21 protein-coding genes are annotated in these 24717 nt (G+C 69.4%); 16 read left to right on the top strand and 5 right to left on the bottom strand.

Annotated elements, in window-relative coordinates; all coding sequences use genetic code 11:
- Nucleotides 1–63 precede the first annotated feature (63 nt).
- The 8 genes from EOD42_RS23025 (at nucleotide 64) to EOD42_RS22990 (ending at nucleotide 8156) form a co-directional block, all read left to right on the top strand.
- Entirely contained in the window at nucleotides 64–1005 is a 942-nt protein-coding gene (locus EOD42_RS23025) for an ABC transporter permease (RefSeq protein WP_127789944.1), read from the top strand.
- Nucleotides 1002–1937 (top strand): ABC transporter permease, encoded by a 936-nt coding sequence (locus tag EOD42_RS23020; RefSeq protein WP_456308128.1) that lies wholly within the window; start codon nucleotides 1002–1004, stop codon nucleotides 1935–1937. Before EOD42_RS23025 ends, EOD42_RS23020 begins: the two co-directional genes overlap by 4 nt.
- Before the next feature lie 4 nt (nucleotides 1938–1941).
- Nucleotides 1942–2937 carry an ABC transporter ATP-binding protein gene (locus EOD42_RS23015; protein WP_127789943.1) on the top strand — a complete coding sequence of 332 codons (996 nt, stop codon included), beginning with the start codon at nucleotides 1942–1944 and terminating at the stop codon, nucleotides 2935–2937.
- Nucleotides 2934–3971: an ABC transporter ATP-binding protein gene (locus EOD42_RS23010; protein ID WP_127789942.1), complete on the top strand. Its 1038-nt coding sequence runs from the start codon at nucleotides 2934–2936 to the stop codon at nucleotides 3969–3971. The genes EOD42_RS23015 and EOD42_RS23010 overlap by 4 nt, the downstream gene beginning before the upstream one ends.
- Complete coding sequence (locus EOD42_RS23005) at nucleotides 3968–4270, top strand: hypothetical protein (protein WP_127789941.1); 303 nt, start codon at nucleotides 3968–3970, stop codon at nucleotides 4268–4270. Before EOD42_RS23010 ends, EOD42_RS23005 begins: the two co-directional genes overlap by 4 nt.
- Nucleotides 4271–4327: 57 nt before the next feature.
- Nucleotides 4328–4831, top strand: coding sequence for a (2Fe-2S)-binding protein (locus EOD42_RS23000; RefSeq protein WP_127789940.1), 504 nt, complete (start codon nucleotides 4328–4330; stop codon nucleotides 4829–4831).
- Nucleotides 4832–4980: 149 nt separating this feature from the next.
- Nucleotides 4981–7326, top strand: coding sequence for a xanthine dehydrogenase family protein molybdopterin-binding subunit (locus EOD42_RS22995; protein WP_456308127.1), 2346 nt, complete (start codon nucleotides 4981–4983; stop codon nucleotides 7324–7326).
- A 35-nt stretch (nucleotides 7327–7361) separates the two neighbouring features.
- Nucleotides 7362–8156 carry an FAD binding domain-containing protein gene (locus tag EOD42_RS22990; protein WP_127789938.1) on the top strand — a complete coding sequence of 265 codons (795 nt, stop codon included), beginning with the start codon at nucleotides 7362–7364 and terminating at the stop codon, nucleotides 8154–8156.
- 198 nt (nucleotides 8157–8354) lie between these two features.
- Here the strand turns inward: EOD42_RS22990 and EOD42_RS22985 are convergent, their stop codons facing one another.
- The 5 genes from EOD42_RS22985 to EOD42_RS22965 form a co-directional block, all read right to left on the bottom strand.
- Entirely contained in the window at nucleotides 8355–9830 is a 1476-nt protein-coding gene (locus EOD42_RS22985; protein ID WP_127789937.1) for an amidase, read from the bottom strand.
- A gap of 55 nt (nucleotides 9831–9885) precedes the next feature.
- A complete protein-coding gene (locus tag EOD42_RS22980) occupies nucleotides 9886–11112 on the bottom strand; it encodes an HAD-IIIA family hydrolase (RefSeq protein WP_206020445.1) in 1227 nt (408 codons plus the stop codon).
- A complete protein-coding gene (locus EOD42_RS22975; RefSeq protein WP_127789936.1) occupies nucleotides 11109–12158 on the bottom strand; it encodes a GHMP family kinase ATP-binding protein in 1050 nt (349 codons plus the stop codon). The genes EOD42_RS22980 and EOD42_RS22975 overlap by 4 nt, the downstream gene beginning before the upstream one ends.
- Nucleotides 12159–12438: 280 nt before the next feature.
- On the bottom strand, nucleotides 12439–13407 hold the full coding sequence (locus tag EOD42_RS22970) for a Bug family tripartite tricarboxylate transporter substrate binding protein (RefSeq protein WP_240655263.1): 969 nt from the start codon (nucleotides 13405–13407) through the stop codon (nucleotides 12439–12441).
- 2 nt (nucleotides 13408–13409) lie between these two features.
- Nucleotides 13410–14204 (bottom strand): enoyl-CoA hydratase, encoded by a 795-nt coding sequence (locus EOD42_RS22965; RefSeq protein WP_240655262.1) that lies wholly within the window; start codon nucleotides 14202–14204, stop codon nucleotides 13410–13412.
- A 237-nt stretch (nucleotides 14205–14441) separates the two neighbouring features.
- On the opposite strand from EOD42_RS22965, the gene fliF reads away from it, so the two are divergent.
- The 8 genes from fliF (at nucleotide 14442) to EOD42_RS22925 (ending at nucleotide 24511) form a co-directional block, all read left to right on the top strand.
- A complete protein-coding gene (fliF, locus tag EOD42_RS22960; protein ID WP_127789933.1) occupies nucleotides 14442–16112 on the top strand; it encodes a flagellar basal-body MS-ring/collar protein FliF in 1671 nt (556 codons plus the stop codon).
- On the top strand, nucleotides 16109–17107 hold the full coding sequence (gene fliG, locus EOD42_RS22955) for a flagellar motor switch protein FliG (RefSeq protein WP_240655261.1): 999 nt from the start codon (nucleotides 16109–16111) through the stop codon (nucleotides 17105–17107). Before fliF ends, fliG begins: the two co-directional genes overlap by 4 nt.
- A gap of 20 nt (nucleotides 17108–17127) precedes the next feature.
- On the top strand, nucleotides 17128–17430 hold the full coding sequence (gene fliN, locus EOD42_RS22950; protein WP_408902182.1) for a flagellar motor switch protein FliN: 303 nt from the start codon (nucleotides 17128–17130) through the stop codon (nucleotides 17428–17430).
- Nucleotides 17430–18827 (top strand): sigma-54-dependent transcriptional regulator, encoded by a 1398-nt coding sequence (locus EOD42_RS22945; protein ID WP_127789932.1) that lies wholly within the window; start codon nucleotides 17430–17432, stop codon nucleotides 18825–18827. Before fliN ends, EOD42_RS22945 begins: the two co-directional genes overlap by 1 nt.
- Nucleotides 18824–20890 carry a flagellar biosynthesis protein FlhA gene (gene flhA / locus EOD42_RS22940; RefSeq protein ID WP_127789931.1) on the top strand — a complete coding sequence of 689 codons (2067 nt, stop codon included), beginning with the start codon at nucleotides 18824–18826 and terminating at the stop codon, nucleotides 20888–20890. The genes EOD42_RS22945 and flhA overlap by 4 nt, the downstream gene beginning before the upstream one ends.
- Before the next feature lie 91 nt (nucleotides 20891–20981).
- A complete protein-coding gene (locus EOD42_RS22935; RefSeq protein WP_164868084.1) occupies nucleotides 20982–21788 on the top strand; it encodes a flagellar biosynthesis protein FlhF in 807 nt (268 codons plus the stop codon).
- Entirely contained in the window at nucleotides 21785–22558 is a 774-nt protein-coding gene (locus tag EOD42_RS22930) for a nucleotide-binding protein (RefSeq protein WP_127789929.1), read from the top strand. The genes EOD42_RS22935 and EOD42_RS22930 overlap by 4 nt, the downstream gene beginning before the upstream one ends.
- A 30-nt stretch (nucleotides 22559–22588) precedes the next feature.
- Complete coding sequence (locus tag EOD42_RS22925; RefSeq protein ID WP_127789928.1) at nucleotides 22589–24511, top strand: PhoX family protein; 1923 nt, start codon at nucleotides 22589–22591, stop codon at nucleotides 24509–24511.
- Nucleotides 24512–24717 lie beyond the last annotated feature (206 nt).

Raw genomic sequence — 24717 nt, 5'->3', positions numbered from 1 at the left:
CCGGACGCCCCATCGGGGGTGCCTCGGTGCCGGAACGCTAGAGTAGGAGCTGAGCCGGGTCGCATGTGGGCCTATATTGTCAGGCGCGTCGTCGCCACCATACCGGTGATGGCGATCGTCGCCCTCTTCGTCTTCTCGTTGCTGTATCTCGCCCCCGGTGACCCGGCTGCGGTCATTGCCGGCGACCAGGCAACGCCCGAGGATGTGGAACGCATCCGCGCCTCGCTCGGCCTCGATCGTCCCTTCCTGGTGCGGTTCGGCGAGTGGGCCTTCCGTATCGTCCAGGGCGACCTGGGCGTGTCGATCTTCACCAACCTGCCGGTCGTGACCATGATCAAGCAGCGCGTGGAGCCGACCCTGTCGCTCATGGTCGTCACCCTCTGCCTCGCGCTGTCCATCGCCATCCCGATGGGCGTGATCGCGGCCTGGAAGCAGGGCACCACCATCGACCGCATCGTGATGGGCGTGGCCGTTCTCGGCTTCTCCGTCCCGGTCTTCGTCGTGGGCTATCTGCTGGCCTATACCTTCGCGCTGGAACTGGATTGGCTGCCGGTGCAGGGCTACACGCCGCTGTCCGAGGGCATTCCCTACTGGCTGGAGAACCTGATCCTGCCGGCCGTCGCGCTGGGCGGCGTGTACATCGCGCTGATCGCGCGCATCACGCGCGCCTCGATGCTTGAGGTGCTGAGCCAGGATTACGTGCGCACCGCGCGCGCCAAGGGCGCCGGCCAGACCTCCATCCTGTTCGTGCATGCGCTGAAGAACGCGGCCGTGCCCATCGTCACCGTCGTCGGCATCGGCTTCGCCGGCCTGATCGGCGGCGCGGTGGTGACCGAGAGCGTCTTCGCCATCCCCGGCCTCGGCCGCCTGACCGTCGATGCGATCCTGCGCCGCGACTACCCCGTCATCCAGGGCGTCGTGCTGCTGTTCAGCTTCGTCTACGTGATCGTCAACCTGGCGATCGACATCCTCTACACTGTCTTCGATCCGAGGATCCGCTATTGAGCGCCACCGCCCTTCCGCCGGGGTTCGACCCCGCGCAGATCCCGCCTGGGCTCGCCATTGCGCAGCCCATGCCGGATGTCCTTCCCCCGGTTAAGCCGCGCAAGGGTTTCATCGGCTTCGTGCGTCGTCACCCGACCATGGCGATCGGCGGTTTCCTGCTGCTGTTGATGCTGTGCATCGCGATCTTCGCGCCCTATCTGTTCACCAAGGACCCGACGGCCCTGGCGCCGGCGCTGCGCACGCGTGAGCCTTCGGCGCGCTGGTGGTTCGGCACCGACATGCTGGGCCGCGACGTCTATTCGCGCGTTCTCTACGGCGCGCGCGTCTCGCTGCTGGTGGGCTTCTCCGTCGCCATCCTGGCCAGTGTCATCGGCCTGTTCATCGGCATCGTCGCGGGCTTCAACCGCGTGGTCGACAGCATCGTGATGCGCGTGATGGACGGGCTGATGTCCATCCCCTCCATCCTGCTGGCCATCGCGCTGATGGCGCTCACGCGCGGTTCCGTGCAGAACGTCATCATCGCCATCACCATCGCGGATGTCCCGCGCGTGTCGCGCCTGGTGCGCGGCGTCGTGCTGTCCCTGCGTGAGCAGCCCTATGTCGAGGCCGCGGTCGCCGCCGGCACCCGCACCCCCGTCATCATGTTCAAGCACATCCTGCCGAACACGCTGGCGCCGCTGACGGTGCAGGCCACCTATGTCTGCGCCGCCGCGATGATCACCGAGGCGATCCTGAGCTTCATCGGCGCGGGCACCCCGCCGATCATCCCGAGCTGGGGCAACATCATGGCCGAAGGCCGCGCCCTGTGGCAGGTGAAGCCGTATATCGTCTTCTTCCCCGCCATCTTCCTCTCCATCACGGTTCTGGCTGTGAACCTGCTCGGCGACGGGCTGCGTGACGCCATCGACCCCCGCCTGGCGAAGAGGCTGTGACGCGATGACCGAACCTCTCCTCTCCGTCGAGAACCTGCAGACCCATTTCCGCACCCCCGACGGCGTGAACCGCGCCGTCGACGGCATCACCTTCCACGTCAACGCCGGTGAGACGGTGGCGATCGTGGGTGAGTCGGGCTGCGGCAAGTCGGTCACCTCGATGTCGATCCTGCGGCTGATCCCCGAGCCCCCGGGCAAGATCGCGGGCGCGATCAAGTTCGAGGGCCGCGACCTTCTGAAGCTCTCCGACAAGGAGATGCGCAAGATCCGCGGCAACTCGATCAGCATGATCTTCCAGGAGCCGATGACCAGCCTGAACCCGGTGCTGACCGTCGGCCGCCAGATCGGTGAGACGCTGCGCCTGCATCAGGGCATGTCCGCCTCCGACGCCGAGAAGAAGGCGATCGAGATGCTGGAGCTGGTGGGTATTCCCGAACCCGGCCGCCGCGTGAAGGAATACCCGCACCAGCTCTCGGGCGGCATGCGCCAGCGCGTGATGATCGCCATCGCGCTCGCCTGCAACCCGAAGCTGCTGATCGCGGATGAGCCCACCACGGCGCTGGACGTGACCATCCAGGCCCAGATCCTGGACCTGATGCGCGACCTGAAGCGCCGCGTGGGTGCGGCCATCGTGCTCATCACCCATGACCTGGGCGTGGTGGCCGAAGTGGCCGAGCGCGTGATCGTCATGTACGCCGGCCGCAAGGTCGAGGAAGCGCCGGTGGGCAAGCTGTTCGCCAACCCGCGCCATCCCTACACCCGCGGCCTGCTGGGGTCGGTGCCGAAGCTCGGCTCCTCCCTGACGGGCCATGAGGAGCGCCTGGCCGAGATCCCGGGCCTGGTGCCCAGCCTGAAGAAGAAGATCGATGGCTGCGTCTTCGCCGGCCGCTGCGCGGAGGCGACGGACCTGTGCCGCGCCGTGGCGCCGGCGCTGGAGACCAAGGGCCCCGAGCACGTCGCCGCCTGCCATTACGCCCTGAAGGAGGCAGCCGCAGCATGAGCACCGCACCGGTCGTTCTGGAGGTCTCGGACCTCAAGAAGCACTTCCCCCTGCGCGGCGGCCTGCTGGGCACCACCAAGGGCTATGTCTACGCGGTGGATGGCGTCTCCTTCTCGATTCGCCGGGGTGAGACACTGTCGCTCGTGGGTGAATCGGGCTGCGGCAAGTCCACCGTGGGCAAGTCGGTGCTGCGCCTGTTCCCGCTGACCGCGGGCCAGGTGGTGCTGGACGGCAAGCGCATCGACGACATGCCGGCATCCTCGCTGCGCGCCCTGCGCCGCAAGATGCAGGTGGTCTTCCAGGACCCGTTCAGCTCCCTGAACCCGCGCATGCGCGTGCGCGACATCATCGCGGAGCCCATCCTGAACTTCGGCCTGGCCAAGGACAGCGCCGATGTGGACCGCCGCGTGGCCAAGGCGCTCGATACCGTGCGCCTGCCGACCGACGCCGCCGGCCGCTGGCCGCATGAGTTCTCGGGCGGCCAGCGCCAGCGCATCGGCATCGCCCGCGCGCTCGCGGCCGAGCCCGAGGTCATCATCTGCGACGAGGCGGTCTCCGCGCTCGACGTGTCGGTGAAGGCGCAGGTGGTGAACCTTCTGCAGGACCTGCAGAAGGAGCTGGGCCTGGCGATGCTGTTCATCAGCCACGACCTCGCGATCGTCGAGCACATGACCCACCGCGTGGCCGTCATGTATCTGGGCAAGATCGTCGAGGTGGCGGAGAAGAAGTCGCTGTTCGGCCAACCGCGCCACCCCTACACGGAGGCGCTGCTGTCGGCGGTGCCGGTGCCCGACCCCACGGCGAAGCGCGACCGCATCGTCCTGCAGGGCGACGTGCCGAGCCCGATCCGCCCGCCTTCCGGCTGCCGGTTCCACACGCGCTGCCCCTATGTCATGCCCCGCTGCAAGACCGAGGAGCCGCTGCTGAAGCCCGATGCCACCGGGCATCTGGCCGCCTGCCACCTGCATGACCTGCCGGAGGCGGAGAACCCGCTGCTGCACAAGACCGGCGCCACGGCGTTCCGCGCCGCTTGAGCAAACCGCTGCGATTCGTCGCACGCGCCCCGCGCAGCGCCTTCGGCCAGGCCATGAAGGCGCTGTTCTGGGTGTTCCTGCTGGTCCCGCCGGTGCTGATGTTCGGCACTTGCGCGGCCACCACCACGGCCATGAACGGCAGCGATCCCGACCTCGGCCTGTTCGCCTTCATCATGGGGGGCGGGGCCATCGGCGTGCTGTCGGCCGTCTGGCTTTTCGGCGTGCCCATCTTCGCTATCCTCGCGCTCATGACGCGGGGCCGCTTGATGGTGATCGAACAGCCCCCACCTCACGCTTGACGGCGCGACGGGGTTTCGCGACGCTGGGCCTAAATCTCGAAGGACGGGAGGCACCCGATGCCGCAAGTCACTCTCACCGTTAACGGAAAGCAGCACAGCGTCGAGGTCGAGGGCCGTACCCTGCTCGTCGAGCTGCTGCGTGAGAAGCTGCGTCTGACCGGCACCCACGTCGGCTGCGACACGAGTCAGTGTGGCGCCTGCGTGGTGCATGTGGACGGCAATTCGCTGAAAAGCTGCACCACCCTCGCTGTGGCGGTCGACGGTTGTTCCGTCACCACCATCGAGGGGCTGGCCGCCGCCGACGGCACCCTGCACCCGATGCAGGAAGCGTTCCGCGAATACCACGCCCTGCAGTGCGGCTTCTGCACGCCGGGCATGGTGATGTCGGCCGTGGACCTGGTGCAGAAGCACCCTGAGGGCCTGTCCGAGCAGGAGATCCGCGAGGGCCTCGAAGGCAACCTGTGCCGCTGCACGGGCTACCACAACATCGTCAAGGCGATCGACGCCGCGCAGGAGGTCATGCACGGCCGCCGCGCCTCGGTGGCGGCCGCCGCCGAGTAACGACTACCCCGGGGCCCATGGCCCCGGACCGCTAGCCTAGCCATGAGACGTCAAGCGGAGCGGGGAGCAACCCCGCCTGCCATCAGGGAGTGAACGTCATGGATACCGGCGTCGAGAACGCGACTCCTTTCGCAGGCATTGGTGCGTCCGTGAAGCGCAAGGAAGACCTGCGCTTCCTCTCCGGCCGCGGCCATTACACCGACGATATTTCCCGCCCCGGCCAGACCCATTGCTGGTTCGTCCGCAGCCCGCATGCGCATGCGCGCATCGCCTCGCTCGATACCGCCGCTGCGGCCGGCATGCCGGGTGTCGTCGCCATCTTCACCGGCGCCGACATGACGGGCATCGGCGGCGTGCCCTGCGGCTGGCTGATCCACAACAAGGACGGCACGCCGATGCGCGAGCCGCCGCACCCGGTGCTCGCCCAGGGCAAGGCGCGGTTCGTGGGCGATGCGGTGGCCATGGTCATCGCCGAGACCCGCCAGCAGGCGCGCGACGCGGCAGAGGCCGTGACGGTCGAATACGACGTGCTGCCCGCCGTCGGCATGGACAATGCGCTGACGCCCGGTGCCGCGCTCGTGCATGACGATGTGCCGGGCAACCTCTGCTATGACTGGCACATCGGCGACGAGGCCGCGATGCGCGCGGCCTTCAGCGGCGCGAAGCACATCGTCACGCTGGAACTGACCAACAACCGGCTGATCCCGAACGCGATGGAGCCGCGCTCCGCGATCGGCGACTACGACCCGACCACGGGCGACCACACCCTCTACACCACCAGCCAGAACCCGCATGTGATCCGGCTGCTGATGGGCGCCTTCGTGCTGAACATCCCCGAGCACAAGCTGCGGGTGGTGGCCCCCGATGTGGGCGGCGGCTTCGGCTCCAAGATCTTCCATTACATCGAGGAAGCGGCCGTCACCTGGGCCGCCGCGCGAATCGCGCGCCCCATCAAATGGACCGCCGACCGCACCGAGAGCTTCATGACCGACGCCCATGGGCGCGACCATGTCTCGGTCGCGAAGCTGGCGCTGGATGAGCACGGCACCTTCCTGGGCCTGCATGTCGCGACGCGCGCGAACATGGGCGCCTACCTGTCCACCTTCGCGACCTCGGTGCCGACCTATCTCTACGCCACGCTGCTGGCGGGCGTGTACACCACCCCCGCCATCTACGCGGAGGTGAAGGCCGTCTTCACCACCACCGTGCCGGTCGATGCCTATCGCGGGGCAGGGCGGCCGGAGGCGACCTTCCTGCTCGAACGGCTGGTGGATGTGGCCGCGCGCGACACCGGCATCGACAAGCTGGAGATCCGCCGCCGGAACTTCATCAAGCCCGACCAGTTCCCGTACCAGACGCCGGTCGCGCTGGAATACGACAGCGGCGATTACTTCTCGACGCTGGAGATGGGGCTGAAGGCCGCCGACTGGGCGGGGTTCGAGGCGCGTCGCGCCGCAGCCCGCGCACAGGGCAAGCTGCGCGGCATCGGCATCTCCACCTATCTGGAGGCATGCGGCATCGCGCCCTCGGCCGTGGTGGGCGCGCTGGGCGCGCGCGCGGGGCTGTATGAGGTGGGTACCATCCGCGTCCACCCCACGGGCTCCGTCACGGTGCTGACGGGCACGCACAGCCATGGCCAGGGGCATGAGACGACGCTGGCGCAGCTCGTCTGCGACCAGCTCGGCGTGCCCTTCGACAAGGTGGACATCGTCCATGGCGACACCGCCAAGATCCCCTTCGGCATGGGCACCTACGGCAGCCGCAGCCTGGCCGTGGGCGGCAGCGCCATGGTCAAGGCGATGGACAAGATCATCGCCAAGGCCAAGCGGATCGCGGCCCATCTGATGGAGGCCTCGGTCGAGGATGTGGAGTTCGCGAACGGCGAGTTCCGCGTGGCCGGCACCGACAAGACCAAGGCCTTCGCCGAGATCGCGCTGACGGCCTATGTGCCCCACAACTACCCGATCGACGAGATCGAGCCGGGGCTGGAGGAGACCGCCTTCTACGACCCCAAGAACTTCACCTATCCCGGCGGCTGCCACATCGCTGAGGTGGAGATCGAGCCCGAGACCGGCCATGTGCGGATGGTGAACTTCACCGCCGTGGACGATGTGGGCCGCGTCATCAACCCGATGATCGTCGAGGGCCAGGTGCAGGGCGGCGTCGCCCAGGGCATCGGCCAGGCGCTGCTGGAGGCCTGCGTCTACGGCAGCGACGGCCAGCTGCTGTCGGGCTCGCTGATGGACTACACCATGCCGCGCGCCGATGACCTGGCGCCGGTCTCGGTGGCCACCCACACCACGCTGTGCACCCACAACCCGCTGGGGGTGAAGGGCTGTGGTGAGGTAGGCGCGATCGGCAGCCCGCCCGCCGTGATCAACGCGGTGGTGGACGCGCTGAAGGAATATGATGTCCGGCATGTGGACATGCCCGCGACACCCGCCAAAATATGGTCCATCATCCATGGCAGCGCGCAGCGTGCGGCCGCAGAATGAGCCAGGCCACGATCAGCATCACGGAGTGACCCAGCATGTATGATTTCGATTATCACAAGCCGACCACCGTGGCCGATGCCGTGGCGCTGCTGGCCGCCGACCCCGACGCCAAGGCCGTCTCGGGCGGGCACACGCTGATCCCGGCGCTGAAGCATCGCCTCAACAAGCCGACCTCCCTCGTCGATCTCTCCGGCATCGCGGAGATGAAGGGCATCAAGCAGGTCGGCAACGCCATCGTGATCGGCGCCTTCACCCGCCATGTCGAGGTCGCGACGAGCGCGCTGGTGAAGTCCACCATCCCGGCGCTGGCCTACCTGGCCTCCCATATCGGGGACAACCAGGTGCGCAACCGCGGCACGATCGGCGGCAGCGTCTCCAACAACGACCCGGCGGCGGATTATCCCTCGGCCGTGCTGGGGCTGGGCGCCACCATCCACACCTCCAGCCGCAAGATCCCGGCCGACGAGTTCTTCCTGGGCATGTTCACCACGGCCATGGAGCCTGACGAGCTGCTGGTCGCGATCGAGTTCCCGATCCCGGAGAAGGCCGGCTACGCCAAGATGAAGAACCCCGCCAGCCGCTACGTCATGGCGGGTGCCTTCGTCTCCAAGGGGCCGGCCGGCGTGCGCGTGGCCATCAACGGCGCGGCCGCCTGTGTGTTCCGCCAGGCGGAGATGGAAGCGGCCCTCGCAGCCAACTGGTCGCCCGAGGCCGTGGCCGGCATCAAGCAGCCCGCCGACGACATGAACAGCGACATCCACGGCAGTGCCGAATACCGCGCCCATCTGGTGACGGTGATGGCCAAGCGCGCGGTTGCCGCGGCCGGCTGAACGAGCCGGGGCTTTGCCCCGGACCCCGCCAAAGGCTGAAAGGCCTTTGGGGACGGATAGCTGAAAAGGCCGGGAGGGGACGATGTCCCTCCCGGCCTTTTCAGTTCGCTCATGGGTTCCCAGGGGCGGCTACGACCCTGGGCGGGGGGGCGGAGGGCAGCGCCCTCCGGTGGGGGCGGGGGCGAAGCCCCTGGTGCCTCAACCCGCCGTCACATGCACCCCGGCCTTTCGGCCGTCATTCCAGCGGCCATCCAGCGCACGCTCGATCTGCGCCGCCAGCTGCAGCAGCAGCCCGTCCTGCGCCTGGCCCGCGATCGCCTGGATGCCCAGCGGCACGCCGCTTTCCTGCATGCCCATGGGCAGTGACACGGCCGGGATGCCGGCCAGGTTCTCCAGCGGCGTGTAGGAGAACTGGCGCCACAGATTGGCGAACCAGTCGTAAATGTCCGGGTTGTCGCTGATCGTCAGGTACTCGGTGGTGCCCAGGCGCGGCGTCGGCAGGGCGGTGATGGGCGTCAGGATGATGTCCCATTCCTCAAAGAACTCACCGAAGGCGCGGGAGGTGCTGTTGAACACCGCCTGCATCTTCGCGCGCTCCGTGAAGCTGGTCTTCATCCCCTCCTGCCAGATGCGGATATTGATGGGCTCCACCAGATCCGCCGGCGGGCTGTCCAGGCCCAGCGAGGTGACCAGGTTGTTCACCGTCTGCGCGAAGTTGCTGATGTAGCAGGTGGTCTGCGCCGCGAAGGCCGCGCGGAAATCCACCTTCGGCAGCGCCCATTCCACATGATGGCCCAGGCTCTCCAGCAGGCGGCCCGCGCGTTCCAGCTCGGCCACGAAATGCGGGATGGCGCGGTACTCGCCCCATTCATGCGACAGCGCGATGCGCAGGCGGCCGGGGTCGCGCTGGATCAGCCGGGTATAGGGTTCGGCCGGCTGCCAATAGGGCATGAACTCGCCGGGCGCGCCGCCGCGGCAGGCATCCACGAAGGCCGCCGTGTCGCGCACCGTGCGCGTGTGGCAACCCTGGATGGAGACGAGGCCCGTCAGGTCCGACGCATAGGGCGCGATGGAGAACACCCCGCGTGAGGGCTTCAGGCCGATGCTGCCGGTGGCCCCCGCCGGGATGCGGATGGACCCGCCGCCGTCCGTCGCGTGGGAGATCGGCAGCACGCCCGCGCCGACCATCGCCGCCGTGCCGGCCGACGACCCGTTGGTCGTGTATTCCAGGTTCCAGGGGTTGCGCGTGACATACATGGCCGGGTTCTCGGCCGAGGAGCAGCAGCCGAATTCAGGCGTGGTGCTGCGCCCGATCACGTTCAGGCCGGCGTTGCGGATCTTGCCGGCCAGGAAGCTGTCGGCGGCGGCTCGGTTGCCCACCATCAGCTTGCTGCCCATCTCCTGCAGCCGCCCCTTCAGGGTGGGCCCCAGATCCTTCATCAGATAGGGCACGCCGCCGAGCGGCCCGGCGGGGTTCATGCCGTCCTTCAGCGGATCGGCCACCACATCGTCGAAGACCTCGACGACGCCGTTCAGGGTGGGGTTCATCCGGGCGATGCCGGCGGCGGCCTGGGCGGCGGCCTCGGCGGCGGAGAGCTTGCCCTGGCGGATCAGCCCGGCCAGCCCGACCGCATCCGTCGCGGCCCATTCGTCCCAACTCATCGCCAGCGTCATGGCAACTGCCCCCAATCCGTAAAGGCCGGAGGCTAGGCCCGTTGCCGGGGCCGGGCTACCCCCGCAGCGCCGCGTTCAGCCGCGCCTGCAGGTCGCCGCCCTCGTGCAGGATGCCCCGCACGCCGGCGGCGGCCGCGGCCTGCATGTCGCTCTGCTTGTCGCCGAACATCAGGCTGCGGGCCATGTCGATCGGCCACAGCGCCGCCAGGTCCGTCAGCATGCCGGGGTTGGGCTTGCGGCAGGGCGAATCGCCGGTGAACTCCGGCACGCTGCCCTGCGGGTGGAAGGGGCTGAGGCGGAATTCGTCGATATGCGCGCCGGTCTCCGCCAGATCCTCGTTCATCCTGGCGTGGAAGGCCTCGGCATCCCTGATGCCGTAAAGGCCACGGCCGATGCCGCCCTGGTTGGTCACCACGAAGGCATACCAGCCCATGCGGTTCACCTGGCCGATCGCCTCCTTCGCGCCCGGCAGCCAGACCAGTTCCTCGGGCTTGTGGGTATAGCCCGCGTCGTGGTTCAGCACGCCGTCGCGGTCGAAGAAGACTGCGGGGCGGGTGCGGTGCTTCGCCAGCAGCTCGGGGGCTGCGGCATAGTCGGCCGGCACGCCGATATCGATCAGGAAGGCATCGCGCACCTTGCCTTGGATCAGGCCATGGCCCGCCAGCATCGGGAAGATGTCGCCCTCCAGCGAGCAGGGCTTGCGGTAGATCTGATCGAGCAGGGCGCGGCGCACCAGATAGATGCCGGCGTTCATCAGCCCGCCCTCGGCCGTGCCGCGCGGCAGGAAGGCGCGCACGCGGTCGCCCTCCAGCGTGACGGTGCCGAAGCGGCTGGCATCGGCCACGGGGCGCAGCGCCATGCGCAGCAGGAAGGGGGTGGTGCCGGGTTCCACGGTGGCGAATTCGCGCAGGTCCAGGTCGAACCAGCTGTCGCCGTTCATCAGCAGGAAATTGTCCTCGGCGACATCGCGCAGGAAGGTCAGCGCGCCGCCCGTGCCGGCCGCTTCCGGCTCCACGATCACGCTCACCTCGATGTCGCGGCCGGCGATGCGGCGGGTGCCCGCGCAATGCTCCATCACCTGGCCGCCCAGATAGCCGGCCAGGAGCACGATGCGATCGAAGCCGTGGCGCGCCGCCTCATCGATCAGCATGTCCACGAAGGGGCGGCCGTTCACGGGCAGCATGGGCTTGGGCACGGCCTTGGTCAGGTCACCCAGCCGGGTGCCCATGCCGCCGACCAGGATCACGCATTGCCGTACCATCGAGTGGGGGGCCACGCTCATGGTTGCACCGTCCAGGATTCCGCGCCGCGATGGGTGAACTGGAAATGCAGCACCGTCAAATCGGCGCCTTCCAGGGCGCGCGCCAATTGCGGCTTCCGTTCGGGGGGCACCATCAGCATCATGAAGCCGCCGCCGCCCGCGCCCGAGATTTTCCCGGCCCAGGCACCGCTGTCGATCGCCATCTGGTAGATGCCGTCGATGCGGTCGTTGGAGACGCTGCGCGCCGTGCGCTTCTTCGCATCCCAGCTGCGGTTCAGCACCTCCGCCACACCGCGCACGTCGCCGCGCAGCAGGCGCAGCTTCATCTGCACGGCGTCCGCCTTGATCTGCTCCATGGCCTGGACGGAGCTGCCGTCCTGGCGGCGCATCGCGCTGGTCTGGTTCTCGATGATCTCGGACGACACGCGCGACCGGCCGGTGTGGCAGACCAGCAGTGAGGCCTCCAGCTCCAGCCAATGGGCCTCATGCACCCGCAGCGGGTTCACGATGACGCGGTCGCCGGGCAGGAACTCGATGAAGTTGCAGCCGCCGAAGGCCGCCGCATACTGGTCCTGCCGGCCGCCCGCCATGCCCAGGTCCACGCGCTCGATCTCGAAGGCCAGCCGCGCCACGTCGTAGTCGCCCAGCGGCAGTTCCAGATACTCGGCATAGGCCTTCACCATCGCGACCACGAGGGCGGAGGAGGAGCCGAGCCCCGATCCCGGCGGCGCCTCGACGGAGGTGGAGACGGTGACGGGCAGGGGCTGTCCCGAATGGAACTGCCGGACGATGCGGTTATAGACGCCGCGATGCAGCACGAGGCCGGAGAGGGGGTATTCGGCTGCCAGCGGCAGCTCCTCCTCCTCCTCGATGTCCAGCGCGTTGAAATGCACGTTGCCGTCCAGCCGCTGCTCGATCGAGCAATGGGCGAAGACGCTGATGGTGATGTTCAGGACGTTGCCGCCGAACTCGTCGCAGAAGGGCGAGAGGTCCGTGCCGCCGCCCGCCAGGCCCAGGCGCAGCGGGGCCTTGGCGCGTACTTTCCTGATCTGCACGGCCTGGCTCATCGGTCGCCACCACAATCGTCAGCGTTGAAAGTCGGCATGGTATCGAAGCGGCTCCGGTAGTCGGTGGAATCGGCATCAGTTTGCTTCACCTTCCTGGCACAATGCGGCGCTGGCGGCCAGCCGAGGGGGTGGCGTGAAAGGTTCTTCTTTTTCTGAAGAAAAAGAAGCAAAAAGACTTTTCGAGTTCGAGGTGATGCCAGTGAGAAGGTCACCCTTCTCACTGGCTATTCATAAAATTGCTAAAAGTTTTTTGGTTCTTTTTTACAAAAAAGAACGTCACTTATTCTGCACGAATACCTGCCGCGCGCACCACTTCCTTCCAGCGATCCACCTCCGCGCGCTGGAAGGTGCTGTATTCCTCGGCGCCGGTGGCGGCCACATCCAGGCCGATGGCGCCCAGCCGCTGGCGGGTATCGGCGGCATCCAGGCTGGCGCGCACCTCCTCGCTCACCTTGTCGCGCAGGGCAGCGAGCATGTTGCCCGGCGCCATGACCGCCTGCCAGGAGGTGACGACGAAATCGGTCATGCCGCTTTCCACGCAGGTCGGCACATCGGGCAGCACCCGGTGGCGCTCGCGCCCCGTCACGGCCAGTGCCTTCAGCCGCCCGCCCTGGATATGGGCGGCGACCGTGCCGAGGTTCTGGAAGGACAGCTGCACGTCGCCCGCCAGCAGCGCGGTCGCTGCCGCCGCACCACCCTGATAGGGCACATGGGTCGCATCCGTACCGGTGCGCTGCTTGAACAGCTCCGTCGTCAGCTGGTCCGAACTGCCGACGCCCGAGGTCGAGTAGCTGGCGGTGGAGCCGTTGCGCTTCAGCCAGTCGATGAACTCGCCCAGCGTGTTGGCGGGCACGCGCTGCGGGTTCACCACCAGCACGTTCGGCGTGGTCACGGCCAGCGAGATGGGCGTCAGGTCCCGCACCGGGTCATAGCCCAGGCCGGTGGGGCGGATGGCGGCGTTGATGGCATAGGTGCCGATGCTGCCGACCATCAGCGTGTGGCCGTCCGGCGCCTGGCGCGCCAGGAACTGGGCGGCGACCGCGCCATTGGCCCCGGGGCGGTTCTCGGCCACCACCGGCTGGCCGATGCGCTCCGTCAGCTTGATGGTGATGGCGCGCGCCGTCAGGTCCGACGGGCCGCCGGCGACGAAGGGCACCAGCATGGTCACGGGCCTGGACGGCCAGGCCTGAGCCAGCGCCGGCGTGGCCAGCAGGGTGGGCGCTGCGAACAGCGTGCGGCGTGTCAGCATGATCATTCCCCCCGGAACTCGGGCTTGCGCTTGCCCATGAACGCCTTGCGGCCCTCGGCGTAATCCTGGCTGTCGAAGCAGGCGGCCATCGCGGCCTCGATCGCGGCCATGTCGCGGTCGGCGGCATCCGCCTGCACGGCGCGCACCGTGCGCTTGTTGGCGACCAGCGACAGCGGCGCGTTGATGGCCAGCTGCGCGGTCAGCTTCGCGACCTCGGCCTCCAGATCCTCGGCCGGCACCAGCTTGTTGATGAGGCCCACGCGCTCGGCTTCCTCGGCGCTGAAGCGCCCGCCGGTCATCAGGATCATGTGCGCGTGGGCGGGGCCCACCAGGCTGACCAGGCTTTTCACCATGTCGAAGCCATAGGCGATGCCGAGGCGCGCCGCCGGGATGCCGAACTCGCTGCCCGTGCCCGCGATGCGGATGTCGCAGGACATGGCGATGCCCAGGCCCCCTCCCATGCAGAAGCCCTGGATCAGCGCGATCACGGGCTTGGGGAATTCCGTCAGCCGGGTGCGGCCATGCAGGGTGCGGCGGCCGTATTCCTTCTGCGCCTCGGCGTCCGAGCGGTTCTTGTCGAACTGCGAGATGTCGGCGCCCGAGACGAAGGCCTTGCCGCCCGCGCCGCGCAGCACCACGCAGCGCACGCTGCGGTCTGCCTCGAAGGCATCCAGCGCCTGGGCCATGCCGTCCCACATCGTGATCGACATGGCGTTGCGCTTTTCGGGCTGGTTGAAGGTGATGGTGCCGACCCCTGCCGAGATCTCGGCCAGGATCTTTCCTTCGGCGAATTCCATGCTCATTCCCCCTTCGCAAACGAGGGCGAGATGAAGCGCACGGCGCCTCTCACGGGCGCCGCGTCTGACTTGTTCGTTTCCATGGGCCGAAGCCTAGAGCACGCGCGGGCCGAACAGAAGCACGGAAGATTCTGCCGGGTGGGTCGGCCGCCTTAACCGGCTGGAAACCAACCCGGCACATTCTGCCGCCATGGCGTTGACCATCGCGAGCATGGCCCAGGAAGGGCCTCTGCTTCCATGAAGCAGATCATCGACAACCTGATGGCGCTGGGGCGACTGCGCCTGGCGGCCATCGCCGGCGTGGCGGCGGCGCTGCTGATCGGCATCGGGTTCCTGACCATGCGGGCCTCGACCCCGCCCATGGCGCTTCTCTACGGGGAGCTGGACGCACGGGACGGCGGGGCCGTGATCGCGGCGCTGGACCGCCAGCGCGTGCCGTATCGCGTGGCCGCCGGCGGCAGCCAGATCATGGTGCCCGCCGATGACGTGGCGCGCCTGCGGCTGATGCTGGCGCGTGACGGCCTGCCCGCCGGCGGCTCCGTCGGCTATGAGCTGTTCGACCGTTCCGAGAGCCTGACCACCACCCCCTTCCAGCAGGACATGAACCGCGTCCGCGCGCTGGAGGGCGAGCTGTCGCGCACCATCCGCGGCCTGGCGGGCGTGCGCAACGCCCGGGTGCATCTGGTGCTGCCGCGCCGCGAGGCCTTCTCGCGGGAGCGCGGGGAGGCCCAGGCCTCCGTCGTGCTGGGCATGGTGGGCAGCCAGCGGCTGGACCGCGAGGGCGTGCAGGCGGTGCTGCACCTGGTGGCCATGGCGGTGCCGGGCCTCGCCCCGCGCAACGTCTCCATCGTCGACAGCCGGGGAGAGCTGCTGGCGCGCGGCGGCCAGACGGTGGGCGGCAGCACCACCACCCAGGAGGACGTCCGCCGCGCCCAGGAAATGCGCCTGTCCCGCGCGGTGGAGGAAATGCTGGAGCGCACGGTGGGCCCGGGCCGCGTGCGTGCCGAGGTGAGCCTGGACATGGATTTCGACCGGGTGGAGACGCGTGAGGAGCGCTTCGACCCCGAGAACTCCGTCCCGCGCTCCACCCAATCCGTGCAGGAGACCAACCGCAGCCAGGAGCCGGGCAATGTCTCGGTGCAGAACAACCTGCCGGGCGGGGACAATGGCGCGGGGGCGGGCACCCAGGAATCCCGCCAGGAGGAAACCACCAATTTCGAGATCGGCCGCACCACCCGCAACACGCTGCGCGAACACCCCAACCTGCGCCGCATGTCGGTCGCGGTGCTGGTGGACGGCGTGGCCGAGGTGGTGGACGGCCAGGCCCGGGTGCGCGAACGCACGACCGAGGAACTGCAGCGCCTGACCGCGCTGGTCCGCAGCGCGGTCGGCTTCAACGAGCAGCGCGGCGACCGGGTGGAGATCGTCTCCATGCGCTTCGCGGAGCCGCAGATCGCGGAACCCGCGCGCGGCCCGCTGGGCCTCGACCTGCCGCAGGCCACCATCGCCCGGCTGATCGAGACCGCCGTGATCTCGGTGGTGGGGCTGCTGGCCATCCTGCTGATCGGGCGGCCGGTGGCGCGGCGGCTCGCCATCTCACTGGCGCCGGCCGCGGCGCTGGCCGGGCCGGGCGGCGTTGCCGCCGCCATCGGGCCGGACGGCCAGCCGGTGCCGGCCGCGATCGGCGCGGACGGCAAGCCCGTGGCCAGCCTGCCGGGGGCCGCCCTGCCGGGTGCCACCCACCCCGACGGCACGCCGCTCAGCGAGGACGACATGGTGAGTGTCGCCAACATCGAGGGCCGCATGCGGGCCTCCTCCATCGCACGCCTGTCCGAGCTCGTGCGCCAGCAGCCCGATGAGGCCCTGGCCGTGCTGCGCCGCTGGCTGACCCCGGGAGATGACCTGTGAGCCGAGAACTGACCAGCCAGCAGAAGGCGGCCGCCCTGATCCTGGCGCTCGCCGAGGAGGATGCGGCCCTGCTGATCGGCCGCATGCATGAGGACGAGGTGCGCGACATGTCGCTCGCCATGTCCAATCTCGGCACGCTGACGGCCGAACTGGTGGAGGAGGTGCTGAAGGAGTTCTCCTCGGCGCTCGGCTCCACCGGCCACCTCATCGGCTCCTTCGAGACGACGGAGCGCATGCTCCTCAAGACCCTGCCGAAGGACAGGGTCATGCAGATCATGGAGGAGATCCGCGGCCCCGCCGGCCGCACCATGTGGGACAAGCTGGGCAACGTGAACGAGGCGGTTCTCGCGAACTACCTGAAGAACGAATACCCCCAGACCGTCGCCGTGGTGATGTCCAAGATCCGGCCCGACCACGCAGCCCGCGTCATCGCGCTGCTGCCCGAAGGCTTCGCCATGGAAGTGGTGATGCGCATGCTGCGCATGGAGAACGTCCAGAAGGACGCGCTGGAAGGCGTGGAGCGCACGCTGAAGGCCGAGTTCATGTCCAACCTGGCCCGCAGCAGCCGCCGCGACAGCCACGAGGTCATGGCCGAGATCTTCAACAACCTCGACCGCGCCTCCGAGGGCCGGATCATGTCCGCGCTGGAGGAGCGCAACCGCGAGAGCGCCGAGCGCATCCGCAGCCTGATGTTCACCTTCGACGACCTGCGCCGGCTGGATGGCGGCAGCCTGCAGACCCTGCTGCGCAGCGTGGAGAAGGACCGCCTGGCCCTCGCGCTCAAGGGCGCCAGCGAGGATCTGCGCGGCCTGTTCCTGGGCAACATGACCGAGCGCGCGGCCAAGCTGCTGCGCGACGACATCGCGGCCCTCGGCCCCGTGCGGCTGAAGGAGGTGGACGAGGCCCAGGTGGGCATCGTGACCACCGCGAAGGAGCTGGCCGCCCAGGGCCAGATCAACATGGCCAATGGCCCTGACGAGGAGATGGTCGGTTGAGCGACACCCCCCAGCAATTCATCCCCGCCCCGGTGACCGAGGTCGCCCAGCCGCGCGCGGCCTCCGCCCCGCGTGACCTGGAGGCCGTCTATGACATCCCCGTCCAGGTCAGCGCCGTGCTGGGGCGCGCGACCATGCAGGTCAGCCAGCTGCTGAAGCTCGGACGCGGTGCCGTGGTCGAGCTGGACCGCAAGCTGGGCGAGGCGGTGGACATCTACGTCAACAACCGGCTCGTCGCGCGCGGGGAGGTGGTGATGGTCGAGGACAACCGCCTGGGCGTGACCATGACGGAAATCATCAAGTCCGACCGGGCGGGCGGCTGATGGCGCGGCTTCTCATCATCGGCGGCCTGAGCGGCGAGCTGGGCCAGGCCGCCAAGCTGGCCCAGGCGCGTGGCGCCAAGCTGCTGCTGGCCGAGGGCGCCACGCGCGGCCTGGACGTGTTGCGCGGGCAGGGCGCGGACCTGGTCTTCTGCGACATCACCTATGACGTCGCCTGGCTGGTGCAGACCATGGCGGAGGAGCGGATCGCCACCCCCGTCATCGCCTGCGGCCGCACGCGGGATGCCGATGCGGCGCTTCGCGCCATCCGGGCCGGCGCGAAGGATTTCCTGCCCCTGCCGCCGGATGCGGAACTCATCGCCGCCATGCTGGCCGCCGTGACCGGGGAGGCCGAGGCCCCGGTGGTGCAGGACCCCGCGATGCAGGCCCTGCTGGAACGCGCGGCCCAAGTCGCGCGCGCCGAGGCCTCCGTGCTCATCACCGGCGAGAGCGGCACCGGCAAGGAGGTGATGGCCCGCCATATCCACGCGGCCTCTCGCCGCGCCCAGGGGCCCTTCGTGGCGCTGAACGTCGCGGCCCTGCCGGAAAGCCTGCTGGAGAGCGAGCTGTTCGGCCATGAGAAGGGCGCCTTCAGCGGCGCGGTCGCCAGCCGCAAGGGCAAGTTCGAGCAGGCGGATGGCGGAACCCTGCTGCTGGACGAGATCGGGGAGATGCAGCCGCATCTGCAGGCCAAGCTGCTGCGCGCCCTGCAGGAGCGCGAGATCGACCGCCTCGGCGGCTCGGCCCCCGTGAAGGTCGATGTGCGCATCCTCGCCGCCACCCACCGCGATCTTGCGGCCGAGGTGCGGGCCGGCCGCTTCCGGGAGGACCTGTATTTCCGCCTGAACGTGGTCAACCTGCGCATCCCGCCGCTGCGGGAACGCCTGGCCGACATCCTGCCTTTGGCAGAGCATTTCGCCCGCCGCTATGCCCAGGTGAACGGGTTGCCGGCGCGCCCGCTCTCGCCCGCCGCACGGGGCATGCTGCTGGGCCATTCCTGGCCGGGCAATGTGCGTGAGCTGGAGAACACCATCCACCGCGCCGTGCTGCTGGCCGAGGGGCGGGAGCTGGGCGTCGAGGCCATCGAGATCACGGCGGTGCCCTCGGCCGCGCCCATCCCGATCCCGACGCCTGTCCTGCTGCCGGCCAGCGCGGCCCCGGTGCCCAAGCCGCCGGCCAACCCGATCTCGGCCCTGGTCGGCAAGCGGATGAACGAGGTCGAGCGCGACCTGATCCTGGAGACGCTGTCGCGCTGCCTCGGCAACCGCACCCGCGCGGCCGAGATCCTGGGCATCTCCATCCGCACCCTGCGCAACAAGCTGCATGAGTATCGCGGCCAGGGCGTGCCGGTGCCGCCGGCGCCGAGCCAGCTGGCGCCTGGGGAGATGCTGCCCGGATGAAAGCCCTCGCCCTGCCGCCATGGCTGGCCAATCTGCGGGTTGGGTCGGATGCCGCGCTGATCACGGGCGTGGCGCTGGTGCTGGGCATCCTGGTGGTGCCCTTGCCCTCGGCGCTGCTGGATGCGGCGCAGGCGCTGAACACCACCATCTCGGTGCTGGTGCTGATGGTAGCGCTGCTGCTGGTGAAGCCGCTGGAATTCGCCTCCTTCCCGCAGATCCTGCTGATCACCACCCTGTTCCGCCTCGGCCTGAACGTGGCCACCACCCGCGCCATCCTGGCCGACGGCCAGCAGGGCGTGGATGCGGCGGGCGCCATCATCGCCACCTTCGGCCGCTACCTGATGGGCGGCGACATCGTGGTGGGCATGATCGTCTTCGCCATCCTGCTGCTGGTGAACCATGTGGTGGTCTCCAAGGGTGCCGGCCGCGTGGCCGAGGTGGCGGCGCGCTTCCACCTCGACGGCCTGCCCGGCAAGCAGATGGCGATCGACGCCGACCTGAACGCCGGCAACATCGACGAAAAGGAGGCCCGCCGCCGCCGCAAGGAGCTGGAGGAGGAAAGCTCCTTCCACGGCGCCATGGATGGTGCCTCCAAATTCGTGAAGGGCGACGCGACGGCGGGCCTGGTTTCCACCTTCATCAACCTGCTGGGCGGCTTCGCCATCGGCACGCTGCGCCATGGCATGTCGGCGGGCGATGCCGTCATGACCTATTCCATCCTGACCGTGGGTGACGGGCTGGTGGGCCAGATCCCCGCGCTGCTGGTCTCGGTCGCGGCCGCCATCGTCGTCACCAAGGGCGGCAGCGATGAGCGCGCGGATATCCAGATGGCCAACCAGCTCTCGGGCTGGAAGCCGCTGGCGGTGGCCTCGGGCGCATCCGCGATGATGGGCGTGCTGCCCGGCATGCCGCTGCTGCCCTTCGCCATCCTGGCCGGCGGCACGGGCGTGGCCGCCTGGTACAAGCGCAAGGAACAGACCGCCCCGAAGGAGGACACGGTCAGCCACTCGGCGCCCTCCGCCGAGACGGAGCAGCCTATCGGCCAGGTGCTGCGGATGGACCTGCTGCGGCTGGAGCTGGGCTATGGCCTGCTGTCGCTGGCGGCCGGCGACGCGCCGCGCCTGACCGAGCAGATCAGGGGGCTGCGCCGCTCCATCGCGCAGGAGATGGGCTTCGTCCTGCCCAGCATCCGCATCCAGGACAATCTGGAACTGCCGCCCGATACCTACATCCTGCGCGTGAAGGAAATCGAGGCCGGGCGCGGCCAGCTGCGCCCGCCGCTGCTGCTGGCCATCGACCCTAATGGCGGCCTGCCGGACATGCAGGGCGACCGCACCAGCGAGCCCACCTTCGGTCTTCCCGCCCTGTGGATCGAGGAGCGCAACCGCGAGGAGGCGCTGGCGCGCGGCGTCACGGTGGTGGACTGCCCCGGCGTGCTGGCCACCCACATCACCGAGATCGTGCGCGAGCACATGCCCGAGCTGCTGTCCTTCAGCGAGACCCAGAAGCTGCTGGATGAGCTGCCGAAGGAGCAGCAGAAGCTCGTCACCGACCTGATCCCGGCGCAGGTCAATGTCTCGACCGTGCAGCGGGTGCTGCAATCGCTGCTGGCCGAGCGCGTCTCGGTGCGCGACCTGCCCACCATCCTGGAAGGCATGCAGGAGGCCATGGCGGCCAACATGCGCAGCCTGCACGGCATGGTGGCCGTGGTGCGCGCCAAGCTGGCCCGCCAGATCAGCGAGGCCGCGCGCGGCGCCATGGGCCATGTGCCCATCATCACCCTGTCCCCCGACTGGGAGGTGGCCTTCACCGAGGCGCTGGTCGGCCCGCCGGAAGACCGGCAGCTGGCCATGGAGCCCGTGAAGCTGTCGGAGTTCCTGAACCGGCTGCGCGACGCGCTCGACAACGCCGATGCGCAGGGCGAGACGGCGGCGATCGTCACCTCCGCCGCGCTGCGCCCGCATATCCGCGCCATCCTGGAGCGCTTCCGCCCGGCGACCGCCGTGCTGTCCCAGGCCGAGATCCACCCGCGGGTCCGCATCCGCTCCCTGGGCAGCATCTGATGCTGCCCTTTTCTGAAACCCGCGCCGGGCGGCCATGCCCCCCACCGCCCGCGCCGAACCGGACCCACGCCCCGGGGAGGGCGACACGGCCATGAGGCTTTCCGTCTTTCGCGCGCCCACTATGGCGCAGGCCATGGCGGCGCTGCGCCGTGAGCTGGGCGACGACGCCGTGCTGCTGGACACCCGCAGCGGTCGCGGCGGCGTCGAGATCACCGCCGCCATTCCCCCTGATGAGGATGACGACGAGCCCTGGCTGGCCAATGTGCCCGCCGTGCCCGCCGACAACCGCCCGAGGGACAACCAGCTGGGGCCGCTGCCCGAGGACGCGCCGCTGTTCCTGATCGGCACGCCTGGCGCGGGCAAGACCATGACCTGCGTGAAGCTGGCCACCCGCCATGTTCTGGCCGGGCGCCAGCCGCTGGTGGTCACCACCGATGGCGAGCGCGCGGGGGCGGTCGAGCAGCTGGGCGCCTGCATGCGCGCGCTGGGCCTGGCGCTGGCCGTCGCCGGCAGCCGCACCGCGCTGGTCCGCGCCCTGGAGAACGCGGTGCCCGGCCAGCCGGTGCTGGTCGATACCGCCGGCTGCAACCCGTTCGACGATGCTCGGGTGCGGGCCTTGCTGGGGCTGATCCATGGGCTGGGCCACCCGGTGCTGGTGCAGCCCGGCGGGCTGTGCCCGGAGGAAGCGGAGGAGGAGGCGCGGGCCTTTCACGCCATGGGGGCGCGGCATCTGCTGCCCACCCGCATGGATGTGGCGCGGCGCGGCGGCAGCGTGCTGGCCGCCGCCCGCGCCGGGCTGACACTGACCGAGGCGGGGACCGGCCCCGACCCGGCAAATGATCTGGTGCGTATCACCCCGGACTGGGTGGCGACACGCCTGCAAGGGAGAAGCGCATGAGTGGGCGAATTGTTGCCGTGGCCTCCGGCAAGGGGGGCGTGGGCAAGACGGCGCTGGCGATCGGGCTGGCGCAGGCGCTGGCGGAGCAGGGCGGCCGCGTGCTGCTGGTGGATGCCGATACGGGCCTGGCCAATGTGGATGTGCAGATGGGCCTGCCGGCCGGTGCGGATCTGGGCCAGGTGCTGGCGGGAAAGGCCACGCTGGAACAGGCCGTGCAGCGGCATCCGAGTGGCTTCGCGGTGCTGCCGGGGCGTTCCGGCAGCGGGGCGCTGGCCGGGGTGGGGGCGGAGGCGCTGGAGGCCCTGCTGCGCCGGGCGGCCGAGACCCATGACCAGGTGGTGGTCGATTTGGGCGCCGGGGTGCAGCGCGCCCAGCGGCGCCTGGTGGCCATGGCCGACACCACCCTGCTGGTCGCCACCGAGGAACCGACGAGCCTGACCGACGCCTATGCCGTGCTGAAGCTGCTGTGGCGCGACGCACCGGGCGCCGATGCGCGCGTGCTGGCCAATATGGCCCAGGGCGCGGCGGCGCTGCGGGTGTGGCAGGTGCTGGACGGGGCGGCGCGCAATTTCCTGGGGCGCGGCGTGGTACAGGCCGGCCATGTGCGGCGCGACGGCAAGGTGGCGGACGCGATCCGCCACCAGCAGCCGCTGCTGTCCCGCCACCCCGGTTGCGGGGCGGCGGAGGACATCCGCCGCGTCGCGGCCGGGCTGGCGGCGGAAGGTCTTTCATCGAATCGTCACACCACGCTGGCCGCCTCGGGCGCATGAACCGGCCGATCCTTTGCCGGAACATGACCCATGCATGATGATGATATTGTTGAAATCGAGGACATCGGCAGCAACCCGGCCCCCGGCCGCCGCTTCGAGGAGATCGCGGCCGCCCGCTTCGGCCGCCGCGCCGTTCTGGGCGGCGCCGCGGCGCTGACGGCCACCGCCGCCGAGGCCCAGGTGCCCCGCACCGGCGGCCCCTCGACCCTCGCCTTTCCGGAACTGACGCACCAGCTCGCCCAGACCGATTCCGTGGCCGAGGGCCATGAGGTGCAGGTGGTGATGCGCTGGGGCGACGCGGTGCTGGCCGGCGCCCCCGCCTTCGACCCCGCGCGCCAGACGCCCGACGCCCAGGCGCGCCAGTTCGGCCAGAACAACGACTTCCTGGCCTTCATGCCGCTGCCGCGCGGCAGCAACGGCTCGGATCACGGGCTGCTGTGGGTGAACCACGAATATTGCTCGACCGGCTCCATGTTCCCGGGCCTTCCGGCCGGCAACAGCGCCATCCGCGCCGCCAAGACGGAACTGCAGGCGCGCACCGAGATGATGGCCCATGGCGGCAGCGTCGTGGAAATCCAGCGCAAGGACGGCAAGTGGGCCCCCGTGCCCGGCGGTGCGATGAACCGCCGCATCACCGCCTCCACGCCCATGCGCATCTCCGGCCCCGCCGCCGGGCATGAGCGCATGAAGACCAGCGCGGACCCGAACGGCACCCAGGTGCTGGGCATGCTGAACAACTGCGCCGGCGGCACCACCCCCTGGGGTACGGTCCTGACCTGCGAGGAGAACTTCAACACCTATTTCGGTGGTGAGGCCGCCCGCACCGGCGCCCAGGCCGCGGCCTATCGCCGCTACGGCATCCAGCCCGCCTCCCCCAACGCCTGGGAGCGTTTCGAGCTGCGCTTCAACCTGGACCGCGAGCCCAACGAGCCCAACCGCTTCGGCTGGGTGGTCGAGATCGACCCGTTCGACCCCAACAGCACGCCCATCAAGCGCACGGCCCTCGGCCGCTTCAAGCATGAGGGCTGCACCCAGGCGATGGCGCCCGACGGCCGCGTGGTGTTCTACATGGGCGACGACGAGATGAACGACTACGTCTATCGCTTCGTCACCGCGCGCCCCTTCAACCGCGAGAACCCGGCCGCCAACCGCGACCTGCTGGATGAAGGCACGCTCTCGGTCGCGCGCCTGGAGGATGACGGCAAGCTGGTGTGGATGCCGCTGGTGTTCGGCGAGGGGCCGCTGACCGCCGCCAACAACTTCGCCAGCCAGGCCGATGTGCTGATCGAGACCCGCCGCGCCGCCGACCTGCTGGGTGCCACCCCCATGGACCGCCCCGAGGACGTGGAAGCCAACCCGGTCAACGGCCGCGTCTATGTGATGCTGACCAACAACGCGCGCCGCGCGGCGGACCGGCTGAACGCCGCCAACCCGCGCCCGCGCAACATCCACGGCCATGTCGTGGAGATCATCCCCCCCGGCGCCGGCACGCCCCGCGTGGACCACGCCGCCAACGAAGCGCGGTGGGAGATGTTCCTGATGGCGGGCAAGCCCGGCATCGACGCGGGCGCGCGCTATCACCGCGCCACCAGCGAGAACGGCTGGCTGTCCTGCCCGGACAACTGCACCTTCGACAGCAAGGGCCGCATCTGGATCGCGACCGACGGCGCCCCCAGCGCCGCGGGCGTGGCCGACGCCGTCTACGCCGCCGATACCTCGGGCGCCGGCCGCGGCCTGACCCGGCTGTTCTACCAGACCGTCGTCGGCGCCGAGGTCTGCGGGCCCTGCTTCACGCCGGACGACACCACCCTGTTCCTGGCGATCCAGCACCCGGCCGAAGGCAGCAGCTACGAAAACCCCTCGACCCGCTGGCCCGACTTCGACCCGGCCTTGCCGGCCCGCTCCTCCGTCATCGCCATCGTGAAGAAGGGCGGCGGCGCGGTCGGGAGCTGAAGCAGGGGAGGGCGCGCTTCGGGGGTTTCACCCCCGGGCCCCCACCAGGGCTCTGCCCTGGACCCGCCAAAGGCCGAAAGGCCTTTGGAAACCGGGAGTTGAAAAAGCCGGAGAGGGACATCGTCCCTCTCCGGCTTTTTCAATTAACTCAAGTGGGTCCAGGGGCCACAGGCTCCTGGCGGGTGTCCAGAGGGCGGAGCCCTTTG

It is taken from the genome of Rhodovarius crocodyli (genome assembly GCF_004005855.1).
GTDB lineage: Bacteria > Pseudomonadota > Alphaproteobacteria > Acetobacterales > Acetobacteraceae > Rhodovarius > Rhodovarius crocodyli.
Note: the sequence above shows the minus strand (reverse complement) of the source record. Positions and strands in the feature narration are given on the sequence as shown.

Excerpts from the sequence above, each read along its gene's own strand:
- EOD42_RS23025 (WP_127789944.1), top strand. The coding sequence starts at position 64 with ATGTGGGCCTATATTGTCAGGCGCGTCGTCGCCACCATACCGGTGATG.
- EOD42_RS23015 (WP_127789943.1), top strand. The coding sequence starts at position 1,942 with ATGACCGAACCTCTCCTCTCCGTCGAGAACCTGCAGACCCATTTCCGC.
- EOD42_RS23010 (WP_127789942.1), top strand. The coding sequence starts at position 2,934 with ATGAGCACCGCACCGGTCGTTCTGGAGGTCTCGGACCTCAAGAAGCAC.
- EOD42_RS23000 (WP_127789940.1), top strand. The coding sequence starts at position 4,328 with ATGCCGCAAGTCACTCTCACCGTTAACGGAAAGCAGCACAGCGTCGAG.
- EOD42_RS22990 (WP_127789938.1), top strand. The coding sequence starts at position 7,362 with ATGTATGATTTCGATTATCACAAGCCGACCACCGTGGCCGATGCCGTG.
- EOD42_RS22985 (WP_127789937.1), bottom strand. The coding sequence starts at position 9,830 with ATGACGCTGGCGATGAGTTGGGACGAATGGGCCGCGACGGATGCGGTC.
- EOD42_RS22980 (WP_206020445.1), bottom strand. The coding sequence starts at position 11,112 with ATGAGCGTGGCCCCCCACTCGATGGTACGGCAATGCGTGATCCTGGTC.
- EOD42_RS22975 (WP_127789936.1), bottom strand. The coding sequence starts at position 12,158 with ATGAGCCAGGCCGTGCAGATCAGGAAAGTACGCGCCAAGGCCCCGCTG.
- EOD42_RS22970 (WP_240655263.1), bottom strand. The coding sequence starts at position 13,407 with ATGCTGACACGCCGCACGCTGTTCGCAGCGCCCACCCTGCTGGCCACG.
- EOD42_RS22965 (WP_240655262.1), bottom strand. The coding sequence starts at position 14,204 with ATGGAATTCGCCGAAGGAAAGATCCTGGCCGAGATCTCGGCAGGGGTC.
- fliF (WP_127789933.1), top strand. The coding sequence starts at position 14,442 with ATGAAGCAGATCATCGACAACCTGATGGCGCTGGGGCGACTGCGCCTG.
- EOD42_RS22945 (WP_127789932.1), top strand. The coding sequence starts at position 17,430 with ATGGCGCGGCTTCTCATCATCGGCGGCCTGAGCGGCGAGCTGGGCCAG.
- flhA (WP_127789931.1), top strand. The coding sequence starts at position 18,824 with ATGAAAGCCCTCGCCCTGCCGCCATGGCTGGCCAATCTGCGGGTTGGG.
- EOD42_RS22935 (WP_164868084.1), top strand. The coding sequence starts at position 20,982 with ATGAGGCTTTCCGTCTTTCGCGCGCCCACTATGGCGCAGGCCATGGCG.
- EOD42_RS22930 (WP_127789929.1), top strand. The coding sequence starts at position 21,785 with ATGAGTGGGCGAATTGTTGCCGTGGCCTCCGGCAAGGGGGGCGTGGGC.
- EOD42_RS22925 (WP_127789928.1), top strand. The coding sequence starts at position 22,589 with ATGCATGATGATGATATTGTTGAAATCGAGGACATCGGCAGCAACCCG.